Below are 12,646 nucleotides of genomic sequence, written 5' to 3'. Positions count from 1 at the left end.
CACCCCGCGCAACGGAGTTGATCGGTCCCACCGGTATGCGAGACCAAGCCAGTCGTGTCTCGGTGCCGAACTCCTTGGTGTGGTCGTCGTCTCGACCGCCTGACCAGGAGGCAGCACCATGACCCGCAAGATCGCCCTTCTCGGGCTCGTTCCGGTTCTCGTAGTTGGACTTTCGGCCTGTGGCTCGTCGAAGACCGACGCTGGCAACGCCCCCTCCGCTTCCTCGACCTCGTCGATGTCGTCCTCCATGCCGATGCCGTCGGACTCGAGCACCACCACCGAGCCCGCCCCCTCGTCCTCGTCGAGCAGCGCAGCCAGCACGGAGGCGGTCATCTCCATCGCGGACTTCATGTTCAAGGTGCCTGCCTCGGTGGCACCCGGAGCGAAGATCACCATCAAGAACAGTGACTCCCAGGCCCACACGGTCACCTCGAAGACCGGGGGCTTCGACGTCAAGGTCAACCCCAACGGGACGGCCACGCTGACGGCACCGAGCACACCGGGGAGCTACCCGTTCGTCTGCAGCTTCCACGCCAACATGACCAGCACGCTCGTCGTGAAGTGAGCACCTTCTCCGAACATGTCGGGCCACGCACGACAGGGCGGGTCCTGCAGCTGGTGCTCCGCGGGGTCATCGCGGTGTCTCTGACGGTGGACGCCGTCGTCCACCTGCGACTCGCCAGCGGCTACCAGCAGTCAGCGTCCAGTGGCATCGGGGCGGGCAACCTCTTCCGCATCGAAGCGGTGGTCGCGTTGGCGGTGGCCGGGTGGGTCTTGTGGCGCGGTAGCCGCGCGGCCCTGGGCGCCTCATTCGTCGTCGGCCTCAGTGCGTTCGTCGCGGTGGTCCTCTACCGCTACGTCGACGTACCCGGGCTCGGACCGCTGCCGGCGATGTATGAGCCCGTCTGGTTCTTCGAGAAGTCCCTGAGCGCCGTGTTCGAGGCGCTCGCGGCAGTTGCGGCGGCGGGGGCGCTGGCTGTCGTCCCACGCATGGAGAGTCGGCCCGGAAAGGTCCCCGCAGCAACTCGTTGAGGAACACACCCATCCCTTTGCCCCGCCGTACCGAATGACCTGCACAAGCGTTCGTTCCCACCGTGGCCCTCGGGCCGCAAAACCAAGGAGATACCTGAATGCGTACCACCACCAAGATCGCCACCGTCGCTCTCGGCTCCGCGGCCCTCCTGCCCTTCCTCGGTGCCGGCATCGCCCAGGCTGCCGACGGCAACACGATGGCCACGCTTCGTCCGGTCGCCCTGAACGGCGTCAAGGGCAGCGGCACCGCCATGGTGACCGTCAGCGGCAACCGCATCAACGTGACCATGGCTGCCAACGGCCTCCTGCCCGACGCACCCCACGCGGCGCACATCCACTTCGGTGCCGACGCGCGCCACGAGTGCCCGGTGGCCGGGGACGACAAGGACGGCAGCAAGACCCTCAACACCTCCGAGGGTGGTCCCGCGTACGGCCCCATCGTCGTGTCGTTGACCAAGACCGGTGACACCTCGCCCAAGAGCGGCTTGGCCGTCGACCGCTTCGACACCGCCCCCGGCGGCAAGATCAACTACGAGCGCGGCAGCATCAACGTCTCCTCCGACGTGGCCGCCGCCATCTCTGCCGGCAAGGCCGTCGTCGTCGTCCACGGCGTGGACCACAACAACGACGGCAAGTACGACGGCACCACCAAGAGCGACCTCGACCCGAGCCTGCCCACCGAGGCGACCGACCCGGCCATCTGTGGTGTCCTGAACGCCGCGCCGGCCGGTGGCATGGCGACCGGTGCGGGTGGCACGTCCACCCCGAACAACGAGGGCATGCTGCTCCTCGGTGGTGGCCTGCTCGTGGCCGCGGCCGGCACGGGTGCCTTCACCGCTCGCAAGGCTCGTAACCGCGCCTGATGTCTGACTCCTCGAAGTTCGGTGGCCGTCGCGGCAGCATTGCCGCGGCGGTCACCGTCGTGCTTCTCGTGGTCGGGGGGTTCCTCGTCGTGAAGTCCTTCTCGGGCGAGACGCCGCCGCCCCAGCCGGATGCAGCACAGGCGGCGCAGGACTCCCCGTCCTCCTCCACGCCACAACCTTCGTCGTCCTCACCCAGCACCACCACGAAGCCAAGCTCCAGTGCGAGCAAGCCTGCGCCCCAGGCCAGTTCGGACTTCGGACCCATCATGACGCCGAGCGCGCCCGTCGCGTTGGTGATCCCGTCGATCGGGGTGAACACCAAGGGGATCGTGGACCTCCGGTTGGGCAAGAACGGCGAGCTCGAGGCGCCGACCGACTTCGACAAGGCGGGCTGGTACGCGGGCGGCCCAACTCCTGGAGAGTTCGGCCCGTCCGTCATCGGGGCCCACGTGGACAGCAAGGCGGGCCCGGCGGTCTTCTATCGGCTCGGGGCCCTCCAGAAGGGCGCCTCGGTCTCCGTGCTCCGCAAGGACGGTTCCACAGCTCGTTTCGTCGTCGATCGCGTTGCGCGCTATGCCAAGGCTGACTTCCCGACGTCCACCGTCTATGGCGACACCAAGGGCCGGGCGGAGCTCCGGCTGATCACCTGCGGCGGGGCCTTCGACCAGTCCACGGGCCACTACGTCGACAACATCGTGGCGTTCGCTCACCTGACTTGATCGACGTCGTTGCACACCAATTCCATTGGTGTTCAACGGCTATAGGCCCTGTGGATGAAGGCCGGGGGTTGTCGGTGGTCGCCGATAGTGTTCTTGGTATGGCGATCGGTGCGGACACCTCTCACCCCATGTTGGGTGGTGTTTCCAGGCGTCCGGTGCTTGACGCGGCGGGGGTTGCGGTGGATGTGTTGTGTCAGGGCGAGGAAGCCAGGTTGTGGTCGTTGAGCGACCCGGAGGTCGCTGCCGCGGTCGGTGTCCTGGGTGAGGTGGTCGCGGCGGCGAGGGCGCAGCTGGTCCTGGCTGAGGCGAAGGGGCGGAGCCTGGGCGTGGGTCAGGGGTTGGGTCCGGTGGACTGGGCCCGTTCGGTCGCGCCGTTGTTGGCGACGCGGGACCTACTCGACGCCGAGGTGGTCGCCGCCGTGGTGGCGGCAGGTGCGTCGGTCGATGCCGCGGACCGCCGCCTGGATGAGGTGGTCCAGGCGGTGGTGGGTGCGTGCTCGCCGCAGTCGGGGGTGCGGGCGCAGTCGTTGGCGGTGGGCAAGGCGGCGCAGATCTGCCGGTTCCACGCGGGGGTGCGGGCGATGGCCGAGCCGGTGGGGTTGGATGGGGCGACCAGTGAGCTGGTGTTCGGGGCTCGTGGACCTGGCGGGTTGAGCGAGGCGAAGCTGGCGGTGGCGGTCCGGCACGCTGGGCAGGTCGCGCGCCCCGATGGTGCGGTGGAGCGGGAGGCGCAGATCCGTCGTGACCACCGGTCGCTGGTCAAGGGTGCTGGCCCGGTCGGGATGTGGCGGTACACGTTGTTGTTGGACGAGGAGGGCGCCTCGGTCGTCGACGCCGCGGTGGATGCGTTGGCCAAGCCGAGGCGTGATGCGGACACCGGCGAGCTCGACTCCCGTGCGCCGCAGACCCGGCGCGCTGATGCGTTGCTGGACCTGGTGTCCCGGGCGGTATCCGCCCCAGATGGTCTGCCTCGTCAGGCCAAGACCGCCCTGGTGGTGACGGTGGGGCTCGATGCGTTGCAGGGGCGGTGTCGTGGCGCGGGCCTGACGATGGACGACGAAGCACTCACTTCCGCGACGGTGCGCCGGTTGGCGTGCGATGCCCAGGTCGTCCCGGTCGTGCTCGGCACCCAGGGCGAGATCCTGGACCAAGGCATGGGCCGGCGCCTGTTCGACCGGACCCAGATCCGGCACCTGTGGCTGCGGGACAGGCACTGCACGTTCCCTGGCTGCTCCAAGCCGGCAGCATGGACCGATGCGCACCACCTGATCCACTGGGCTGACGACGGGCCAAGCGACATCGACAACGCCGCCCTGCTCTGTCGGGCGCACCACACGGTGGTGCACACCTACCGCTACGCCGGACGCGTGGTCCGCCACAACGACCACACCGACCACGACCACACCGACCACGACCACCACGACAGCAGCAGCGGAGGCAGTGGCGGGGGCGGTGGCGGGGGCGGTGGCGGTGGGGGGCGACCACGAGTGGTGTGGGACCTGATTATCGGGTCCTACGACAACGCCCTCACCCAGTTCCGGGACCGACAACGCGAACGGCAACGAGAACGCGACAACAGTCAGCCCTGCTCCCTGCCCGCCACGGCCTGAGCGGGCGGTGCGGTGCGCCCTGAACAGCGAGGGGCACGGCAACCGTGAGGCAAACAAGAGCCGACTGGCGGGTAGCATGACGCGCGTCCCGTCGCACCCGACCAGATCTCTGGAGCCTTCGCGCGTGAACGCCCCCCACGGCACCCCCAGACTCGCTGCAGTCATCGTCCTCGCCGCAGGTGAGGGCACTCGGATGAAGTCCTCGACCCCCAAGGTCCTGCACCGGATCGGTGGACGCACCCTCGTCGGCCACGCGATCGCGGCGGCCAGGGCAGCGCGGCCCGAGCACCTCGCCGTCGTGGTCCGCCACGAGCGGGATCTCGTGGCTGCGCACGTCGCGCAGATCGACCCCGCTGCGGTCATCGCCGACCAGGACGACGTCAAGGGCACCGGTCGCGCCACCGAGTGCGCCCTGGACGCGCTGCCCGATGACCTCGACGGCACCGTCCTGGTGACGTACGGGGACGTGCCCCTGCTCGCCGGGGACACCCTCGTCTCCCTGATCGCCGAGCACGAAGACTCCGGTAGCGCTGCCACGGTGATCACCGCCCACCTCGCCGACCCGACCGGGTACGGCCGGATCCTGCGCGACACCGAGGGCGGCGTCGAGGGGATCGTCGAGCAGAAGGATGCCACCGAGCAGCAGCGCGCCATCACCGAGATCAACTCGGGGATCTACGCCTTCGATGCGACCGTGCTGCGCGAGGCCCTGGCGAAGGTCGGCACCGACAACGCGCAGGGTGAGAAGTACCTCACGGACGTCCTCGCCATCGCGCGTGCAGCCGGTGGCCGGGTCAGCGCGCACCTCATCGAGGACCTGTGGCAGACCGAGGGCGTCAACGACCGGGTGCAGCTCGCACGCCTGGGCAAGGAGCTCAACCGGCGCACCACGGAGCGCTGGATGCGTGAGGGGGTCACGATCATCGACCCCGAGACCACGTGGATCGACACCGACGTGACCATCGGCCGCGACGCCATGGTCCTGCCCGGCACCCAGCTGCTCGGAGCAACGATCATCGGCGCGAACGCCGTGATCGGCCCGGACACCACGCTCACCGACACCGAGGTGGGGGAAGGAGCCGAGGTCAAGCGCACCGAGGCCCTCCTCGCCGTGATCGGCGCCGAAGCCACGGTCGGACCGTTCAGTTACCTGCGCCCCGGCACCGAGCTCGGCGCCAAGGGCAAGATCGGCGGCTTCGTCGAGACGAAGAACGCGAAGATCGCCGACGGCGCCAAGGTCCCGCACCTCACGTACGCCGGTGACGCCACCATCGGCGAGGGCGCCAACATCGGCGCGGGCACGATCTTCGCCAACTACGACGGCGTCAACAAGCACCACACCACGGTCGGCCGTCACAGCTTCGTCGGCTCCAACTCCGTGCTCGTCGCCCCCGTCACCATCGCCGATGGCGCGTACGTCGGTGCCGGCTCCGCGGTGACCGGCGACGTCGAGCCTGGCCAGATCGCCGTGGCGCGGGGCCGTCAGCGCAACATCGACGGCTGGGTGGCGCGGGCCCGCGCGGGCACGAAGACCGACCAGGCTGCGAAGGCGGCCGCGCCGCATACCGAGGACTCCACTGAAGGGCAGGACCAGGCGTGACCGGCATCCTCAAGACCACCGAGAAGAACCTCATGGTCTTCACGGGCCGCGCGCACCCCGGGCTCGCCGAGGAGGTCGCGCGCATGCTCGGCACCGGACTCGTGCCGACCAGCGCATACGACTTCGCCAACGGCGAGATCTACGTGCGGTACGAGGAGTCGGTGCGCGGGTCGGACGCGTTCGTCATCCAGAGCCACACCGCGCCGCTCAACGAGGCGATCATGGAGCAGCTCATCATGGTCGACGCGCTCAAGCGCGCCTCCGCCAAGCGCATCACCGTCGTGCTGCCGTTCTACGGGTACGCCCGTCAGGACAAGAAGCACCGTGGCCGCGAGCCGATCTCGGCCCGGCTCATGGCCGACCTGTTCAAGACCGCTGGGGCCAACCGGCTGATGGCCGTCGACCTGCACACGTCGCAGATCCAGGGCTTCTTCGACGGTCCGGTGGACCACCTCATGGCGCTGCCGATCCTCTCGGAGTACGTGCGCACCAAGTACGGCCACGAGAAGCTGGCCGTGGTCTCGCCCGATGCCGGTCGCATCAAGGTGGCCGAGCAGTGGTCCGAGCGGCTGGGTGGCGCTCCGCTGGCCTTCATCCACAAGACGCGTGACATCAACCGGCCCAACGAGACGGTCGCCAACAGGGTCGTCGGTGAGGTCAAGGGACGGATCTGCGTCCTCGTCGACGACATGATCGACACCGGTGGCACCATCACCAAGGCCGCCGACGCGCTCATGTCCGACGGTGCGGCCGGGGTCGTCATCGCCGCGACGCACGCGATCCTGTCGGGCCCGGCGGTGAAGCGACTCGCCGAGTGCGCCGCCGACGAGGTGATCGTCACCAACACGCTGCCGATCGACGAGTCCAAGGAGTTCGACAAGCTCACGGTGCTCTCGATCGCCCCGCTGATCAGCCGCGCGATCCAAGAGGTCTTCGAGGACGGTTCGGTGACGAGCCTGTTCGACGGCCACGCCTGAGCACCCGGACGGCTGCTCCTGGAGGGAGGCGGTCAGCTCCGGGTCAGTCCCCGGATGCCTTGCGCGCGCGGTATGCCGCGACGTTGGCCCGGTTGCCGCACCCGCCGTCGCAGTAGCGCTTCGAGCGGTTCTTGGACAGGTCGACGACGACGTCCTCGCAGTCGTCGGCGGCGCAGATGCCCAGGCGAGTCAGCTCGTCCGCGCGGATGACGTCGACCATGGCCATGGCCGCCTCGACCGCCATCCGCGTGGCCAGCGGTGCCTCAGGTGGCGTGGCGTGCAGGTGCCACGACCACTGGTCGTGCCGCACCAGCTGGGGCAGGGCGTCGGCCTCGGCCAGCAGGGAGTTGACGAGCTCGACGGCCCCGTCGGTGTCGACCGTCCACAGCTCGCGCAGTCGCGGCCGCAGCCCGCGGACTGCCTCCAGCTCGGCCGCGTCGCGGGTGCGGGAGCCGGTCCACTGCCACTCGCGCACGAAGGCGTCGAGCTCTGCCTCGGTCTGCAGGTCGTCGGTGTCCGTGGGCAGGGTCGCCGCCGTGTTGACGAGGGCGGCGCACCCTCGCAGGGCCACCTCGGTGTCATGGGCGAACAGCATCTTGACTCCTGACGTGTCCGATCGCTAGCGTCATGATCATAAGGCGCTTTGTTCGTGACACGGGCTCCTGAGGCGAGGTGGAGGAACAGCGATGGCGCACCGGTCCAAGGGAGTCGGGCTCTGGCTGGCGCTCGCGTCGGCGGCGACGTTCGGCAGCAGCGGCCCGTTCGCCAAGTCGCTGCTCGTCGAGGGCTGGAGCTCCGGGGCGATCGTCCTGCTGCGAGTCACGGGCGCGACGCTCGTCCTCGCCGTCCCGACCATCCTTGCCCTGCGTGGGCGCTGGCACCTCCTGCGCGAGAACCTCGCCGCCGTCCTCGCGTATGGCGCCGTGGCCGTCGCCGGCTGCCAGGTTGCCTACTTCTACGCGGTCCAGCGGCTCGACGTCGGGGTGGCCCTCCTGCTCGAGTACCTCGGGGTCGTCCTCGTCGTGCTGTTCGTGTGGGCGCGGACCCGGCGCGCCCCCAGCGTGCTGACCGGCCTCGGGGTGGTGCTGGCGATCGTCGGCCTGGTGCTCGTGCTCGACCTCGGTGGCCAGGCCGCCCCCGACCTCGTCGGGGTCGGCTGGGGCCTGGTGGCGGCAGCCGGCCTGGCGACGTTCTTCGTCCTTGCCGCCGAGGAGAGCCACCTGCCGCCGGTGGCGCTGGCCGGCCTCGGCATGGGGGCCGGCGCCGTGGGCCTCGGAGTCCTCGGCGCCGTGGGGGTGCTGCCCATGCACTTCGTCGCCACCGACGTCGTGCTCCGCGGTGCCGCGGTGCCCTGGTGGCTCGCGGTCGGTGAGCTCGCGCTGGTGGCCGCGGCCGCGGCATACCTGCTCGGGGTCACGGCCGCGCGCATCCTCGGCTCCACCGTGGCCTCCTTCGTGGGGCTGACCGAGGTGCTCTTCGCCGTGCTCTTCGCGTGGGTGCTGCTGGGGGAGCTGCCCGGGGTCGTGCAGCTGCTGGGCGGGGTCTGCATCGTCGGGGGAGTGGTCGCGGTGCGGCTCGGCGAGCTCCGCCGGGAGCGCTGGACACGGGCCACGGCGGCGGCGGACGACGCGGATTTCCCTCTCCCCTCGGGCGTCGCCTAGACTCTGCGGGTTGCCTCGGCGAGGGACGCTGCACGGCTGGTGCCGGCACGTCCGTAATTGACGCGGTGTGGTCTCCGTGCTGCGCCCCGCGTCGAGGCCCACCGCCATCCCGAGACCCCACAGGAGTCCCCCGTGTCTGACAGCAACCTCACCCTGGCCGCCGAGAAGCGCACGCAGTTCGGCAAGGGCGCGGCTCGCAAGATCCGCCGCGACCACAAGATCCCCGCCGTGATGTACGGCCACGGCGCCGAGCCGGTCCACATCACCCTCCCCGGCCACGAGACGATGATGGCGCTCAAGACCGCCAACGCCCTCCTCACCATCGTCATCGACGGTGACGAGCAGCTCGCCCTGGCCAAGGACGTGCAGCGCGACGCGATCAAGCCCGTCATCGAGCACATCGACCTCGTCGTCGTCCGCAAGGGCGAGAAGGTCACGGTCGACGTGCCCGTCCACGTCGAGGGCGACGCCGCTCCCGAGACCGTCGTCACGCTCGACGCCCAGACCCTGCAGCTCGAGGTCGAGGCCACGCACATTCCCGAGAACGTCGTCGTCTCCGTCGAGGGCCTCGAGGCCGGCACGCAGATCAAGGCCTCGGACGTCACGCTGCCCCGCGGCGCCGTCCTGGTCGTCGACGAGGAGACCCTCGTCGTCAACATCACCCAGCAGATCTCCCTGGAGGAGCTCGAGGCCGAGCTCGCCGAGGCCGAGGAGGAGGCCGGTATCGAGCGCGAGGAGTCCGACGAGGACGTCGCCGCTGCCGAGGGCGACTCCACCGAGGGTGCCGCTGCCGAGGGCGACAAGGCCGAGTCCGAGGGCGCCTGAGCCCCGCCGGTGCGGCGCGCGCCGCACCACCCTGCTCCACCACAGCACCGCCCGGAAGGCCAGGTCCGTCACGGACCTGGCCTTCCGGCATAATTGCCGCCCGTGAGTGCAGACGGGACGTGGCTGGTGGTCGGGCTCGGGAACCCCGGACCGACGTATGCGGGGAACCGCCACAACGTCGGCGCCATGGTGGTGGACGAGCTCGCCCGTCGCGGCTCGGCCACCCTGACCAAGCACAAGGCCCGCGCCGTCGCCGCGACGATCCGCATCGGCACGCTTCCCGGTGGGGCTCCGGGGCCGCGCGCCGTCGTCGGGGTGCCGCTGTCGTACATGAACGAGTCCGGCGGTCCGGTGAAGGCGCTCATGTCGTTCTTCTCCGTCGACCCCGACCACCTCCTGGTGGTCCACGACGAGCTCGACATCCCCGCGGGTGAGGTCCGGCTCAAGAAGGGCGGTGGCGAGGGCGGCCACAACGGCCTGCGGTCGATCAGCTCCTCGCTGGGCACCAAGGACTACCTGCGCGTGCGGGTCGGCATCGGTCGCCCCCCGGGCCGGATGGACGCCGCAGACTTCGTGCTCCGCGACTTCTCACCGACCGAGCGCAAGGAGCTGCCCTTCCTGCTCGACGACGCGGCCGACGCCGTGGAGCTGGTGGTCACGGAGGGCCTGCTGACGGCCCAGCAGAAGTTCCACAGCCCGGCCTGATCCGGGCGCGGTCGGGCCCGGCCCGGGTGCGCGGGCGTCGATGGTCGCCCGGTGGCTGCGCAGGGTGCGGTGAGCCCTCTACGGTGGCGGGGTGGGCAACGGACTGATCCTCGTGGCTGCCAGCGGGCTGGCGCTCGAGACCGCGGAGGCGGCACGTGCGGCAGGCCTGGAAGTCGCAGGGTGCGTCGACGACGACGCTGCGCGCTGGGGCGGCTCTGCCGGGGGGTGGTTGCCGATCCTTGGAGCATTGGATCTGGTTGTGAAACATAGCGATTTGCGGTTGGTGATCTGCGCCGGACGTGGTGTGGTCCGTGAGCGCATCTTCGGTCGGCTGCGAGCGCTGGGAGTCCCGGACGACAGGTACGCGACGGTGGTGCATCCCTCGGTCACCGTGCCGCCGTCGTGCGAGGTCGGCGCGGGATCGGTCGTCCTCGCTGGAGCGGTGCTGACCGCCACGGTCACCGTCAGGCGTCACGTGGTGGTCATGCCCAACGTGACGCTGACGCACGACGACGTCGTCGACGACTTCGCAACGCTGTGCGCCGGAGCGACGCTGGGCGGAGCGGTGCGGATCGGACGCGCTGCCTACGTCGGCATGGCCGCGAGCGTGCGCGAGGAGGTGAGCGTGGGCGCCGCGGCGACGCTGGGAATGGGCGCCGTGCTCCTGCGCGACCTGCCCCCGGGGCAGACCTGGGCCGGCGTACCTGCACGTCCCCTTTCCCACAACGCCTAGGGGACGCGCGCTCCCGCCGCTGACGGCGGGTGGGTCGCGCTCGGCTCCAGCGGAGCGGCGTCGCGTTCGATCAGTGGCCACTGCCGTCCTCGTTCGCAGGAAAGCGGGCGCAAAGGAGGGCCGGCCCTCCCTCAGCAGGACGAGTGGACTACGGATGCCCGCGTAGACATTGCGCTCGGAACGCACTCTTGTGCACATGTCCGCTTGAAATGCACTGAGACGTAACGGAATTCGCGCACGTACTAGTCCCTTAAGGGCATGCCGAACTTCTGGTGTGAAGGCTACGTTGCCAACCGAGGGTCGGATCATCCGGGGGGATCGCATGACGGACATCGCTGAGCCGGGCCAGCACGACGTGCGCCGCCGACCCGAGAGCCTCTCGGGTGAGCCGCAGGGAGCCACCCGAACGATGACCGAGCTTCTCCACGCCCTCCCCGGACGGCTTCGTCGGAAGGCGCCGAGGAAGCCCAGGAAGCGGTCGTGGTACGTCGCCTACCGACGCCGCACGCTGCTGGGGGACCTGCTAGCGGCAGCGATCGCGGCAGTCCTCACGGCCCTGGCGGGGATGCACGAGTCCGTGACATCGATCCGGGTCCTCGCGGTCGTGGTGCTCCCGCTCCTGTGGCTCGGCACCCTCGCGATGTCACATGGTTACGAACGACGTCTCGCGGGCTCTGGCGCCGAGGAGTACCGCGCCGTTGCCCGCTCCGCGGTCTACCTGGTCGGGGCCGCGGCCATGCTCTCCTATGCCGTCCGGGTCGACGTTCCACGACTCGCGGCCCTCGTCGCCTTCAGCGCGCTCTTCGTCTTCGGCATGGCGTCGCGCAGGGTCGTCCGGAGCGACCTCGGCCGCCGCCGTGCCGTCGGCCTCGACACGCAGGCCACGGTCATCATCGGCAACGCGAAGTCGGTGGTGCCGATGATCCGGGAGATGAAGCGGGTGCCGGAGCTTGGACTACGAGTGGTCGCCGCCTGTGTCTCGGGCCTCGACCTGGGCGGAGACACTCCATCGGAGGTGGAGGGGGTGCCGGTCTTTGGCTACCCGGAGCAGACCATGTCCGCGGTCGACCTGTTCGACGCCGACGTCGTAGCGGTGTCCGCTGACCCTGATCTCAACGGTCCGGAGCTGCGGCGGCTTGCCTGGTCGCTCGAGGAGCGCGAGGTGGAACTGGTCGTGTCGCCCGGGCTCCTGGGTGTGGCCGGGCCACGGCTGTCCATCCGTCCGATGGCTGGGATGCCGTTGTTGCACGTCGAACGACCCCTGATGTCTGGTGGCCGTCGCGTGGTCAAGGCTGTCGTGGAGACGGCGCTGACTGCCGTGATGGTGATCGTCGCGCTGCCCTTCATGATCCCCATCGCGGTGGCGATCCGGCTCGAGTCTCCCGGTCCAGTGCTGTTTCGCCAGAGGCGCGTTGGCGCGCGCGGCGAGGAGTTCCAGATGCTCAAGTTCCGCACCATGTGTGTCGACGCGGAGGCGAAGCTCGAAGCGCTGCACCGCGATGCGGGCAATGACGTGCTGTTCAAGATGCGACAGGACCCGCGCGTCACGAGGGTCGGACGCCTGCTGCGCCGGTACTCCGTCGACGAGCTCCCCCAGCTGCTCAACGTGGTGAGGGGTGAGATGTCGCTGGTCGGCCCCCGCCCGCCCCTGTTGCGGGAGGTGCAGGGGTACGAGCCGGATGCCGTGCGGCGGCTGAGGGTGAAACCGGGACTCACCGGCCTGTGGCAGGTCAGTGGGCGCAGCAACCTCTCATGGGAGGAGTCGTTGCGCCTGGACCTCTGGTACGTGGACAACTGGTGTCTCGCCCTCGACCTGCAGATCCTCTTCCGCACGGCCAGGGCAGTACTCCGCGGGACGGGTGCGTACTAGATGACGTCATCCGTGTGGTGGACGGATCGGGGACGTTGCAGTGCCAGCGTC

General features: G+C 69.8%; 13 protein-coding genes. 12 read left to right on the top strand and 1 reads right to left on the bottom strand.

From position 1 onward, the window contains the following. The first annotated feature begins 118 nt into the window (after positions 1 to 118). The 7 genes from ABEG17_RS05125 to ABEG17_RS05095 all read left to right on the top strand — a co-directional run bounded on the left by ABEG17_RS05125 (position 119) and on the right by ABEG17_RS05095 (position 6,801). Complete coding sequence (locus tag ABEG17_RS05125) at positions 119 to 565, top strand: cupredoxin domain-containing protein (protein ID WP_406832209.1); 447 nt, start codon at positions 119 to 121, stop codon at positions 563 to 565. 74 nt (positions 566 to 639) lie between these two features. After that, on the top strand, positions 640 to 1,032 hold the full coding sequence (locus tag ABEG17_RS05120; protein ID WP_406832208.1) for a hypothetical protein: 393 nt from the start codon (positions 640 to 642) through the stop codon (positions 1,030 to 1,032). Positions 1,033 to 1,130: 98 nt separating this feature from the next. Continuing rightward, positions 1,131 to 1,895, top strand: a complete 765-nt coding sequence (locus ABEG17_RS05115; protein ID WP_406832207.1) for a CHRD domain-containing protein — start codon at positions 1,131 to 1,133, stop codon at positions 1,893 to 1,895. Then, positions 1,895 to 2,614 (top strand): class F sortase, encoded by a 720-nt coding sequence (locus ABEG17_RS05110; protein WP_406832206.1) that lies wholly within the window; start codon positions 1,895 to 1,897, stop codon positions 2,612 to 2,614. Before ABEG17_RS05115 ends, ABEG17_RS05110 begins: the two co-directional genes overlap by 1 nt. A gap of 98 nt (positions 2,615 to 2,712) precedes the next feature. Next, positions 2,713 to 4,224, top strand: coding sequence for a DUF222 domain-containing protein (locus tag ABEG17_RS05105; protein ID WP_406832205.1), 1,512 nt, complete (start codon positions 2,713 to 2,715; stop codon positions 4,222 to 4,224). Between the two features lie 76 nt (positions 4,225 to 4,300). Continuing rightward, on the top strand, positions 4,301 to 5,824 hold the full coding sequence (gene glmU, locus ABEG17_RS05100; protein ID WP_406832204.1) for a bifunctional UDP-N-acetylglucosamine diphosphorylase/glucosamine-1-phosphate N-acetyltransferase GlmU: 1,524 nt from the start codon (positions 4,301 to 4,303) through the stop codon (positions 5,822 to 5,824). Next, positions 5,821 to 6,801 carry a ribose-phosphate diphosphokinase gene (locus ABEG17_RS05095; RefSeq protein WP_406832203.1) on the top strand — a complete coding sequence of 327 codons (981 nt, stop codon included), beginning with the start codon at positions 5,821 to 5,823 and terminating at the stop codon, positions 6,799 to 6,801. The genes glmU and ABEG17_RS05095 overlap by 4 nt, the downstream gene beginning before the upstream one ends. Positions 6,802 to 6,844: 43 nt before the next feature. Here ABEG17_RS05095 and ABEG17_RS05090 read toward each other — a convergent pair whose 3' ends face one another. Beyond that, positions 6,845 to 7,396, bottom strand: coding sequence for a CGNR zinc finger domain-containing protein (locus ABEG17_RS05090; protein WP_406832202.1), 552 nt, complete (start codon positions 7,394 to 7,396; stop codon positions 6,845 to 6,847). A 91-nt stretch (positions 7,397 to 7,487) separates the two neighbouring features. Here ABEG17_RS05090 and ABEG17_RS05085 point away from each other — a divergent pair, with 91 nt between their 5' ends. The 5 genes from ABEG17_RS05085 to ABEG17_RS05065 all read left to right on the top strand — a co-directional run bounded on the left by ABEG17_RS05085 (position 7,488) and on the right by ABEG17_RS05065 (position 12,595). Continuing rightward, positions 7,488 to 8,462, top strand: a complete 975-nt coding sequence (locus tag ABEG17_RS05085) for an EamA family transporter (protein ID WP_406832201.1) — start codon at positions 7,488 to 7,490, stop codon at positions 8,460 to 8,462. Between the two features lie 132 nt (positions 8,463 to 8,594). Further along, positions 8,595 to 9,287, top strand: a complete 693-nt coding sequence (locus ABEG17_RS05080; protein ID WP_406832200.1) for a 50S ribosomal protein L25/general stress protein Ctc — start codon at positions 8,595 to 8,597, stop codon at positions 9,285 to 9,287. 102 nt (positions 9,288 to 9,389) lie between these two features. Then, positions 9,390 to 9,992 (top strand): aminoacyl-tRNA hydrolase, encoded by a 603-nt coding sequence (gene pth / locus ABEG17_RS05075; protein WP_406832199.1) that lies wholly within the window; start codon positions 9,390 to 9,392, stop codon positions 9,990 to 9,992. Positions 9,993 to 10,083: 91 nt separating this feature from the next. Next, the gene (locus ABEG17_RS05070) at positions 10,084 to 10,725 is read left to right on the top strand and encodes a NeuD/PglB/VioB family sugar acetyltransferase (RefSeq protein ID WP_406832198.1); all 642 of its coding nucleotides are present in this window, start codon (positions 10,084 to 10,086) and stop codon (positions 10,723 to 10,725) included. A 409-nt stretch (positions 10,726 to 11,134) separates the two neighbouring features. Next, complete coding sequence (locus tag ABEG17_RS05065; RefSeq protein ID WP_406832197.1) at positions 11,135 to 12,595, top strand: sugar transferase; 1,461 nt, start codon at positions 11,135 to 11,137, stop codon at positions 12,593 to 12,595. The last annotated feature ends 51 nt before the right edge of the window (positions 12,596 to 12,646 follow it).

It is taken from the genome of Pedococcus sp. KACC 23699, from assembly GCF_045348425.1.
Lineage (GTDB): Bacteria > Actinomycetota > Actinomycetes > Actinomycetales > Dermatophilaceae > Pedococcus.
The sequence above is the reverse complement of the archived record's forward strand: the minus strand, read 5'-3'. Positions and strand labels throughout refer to the sequence as shown.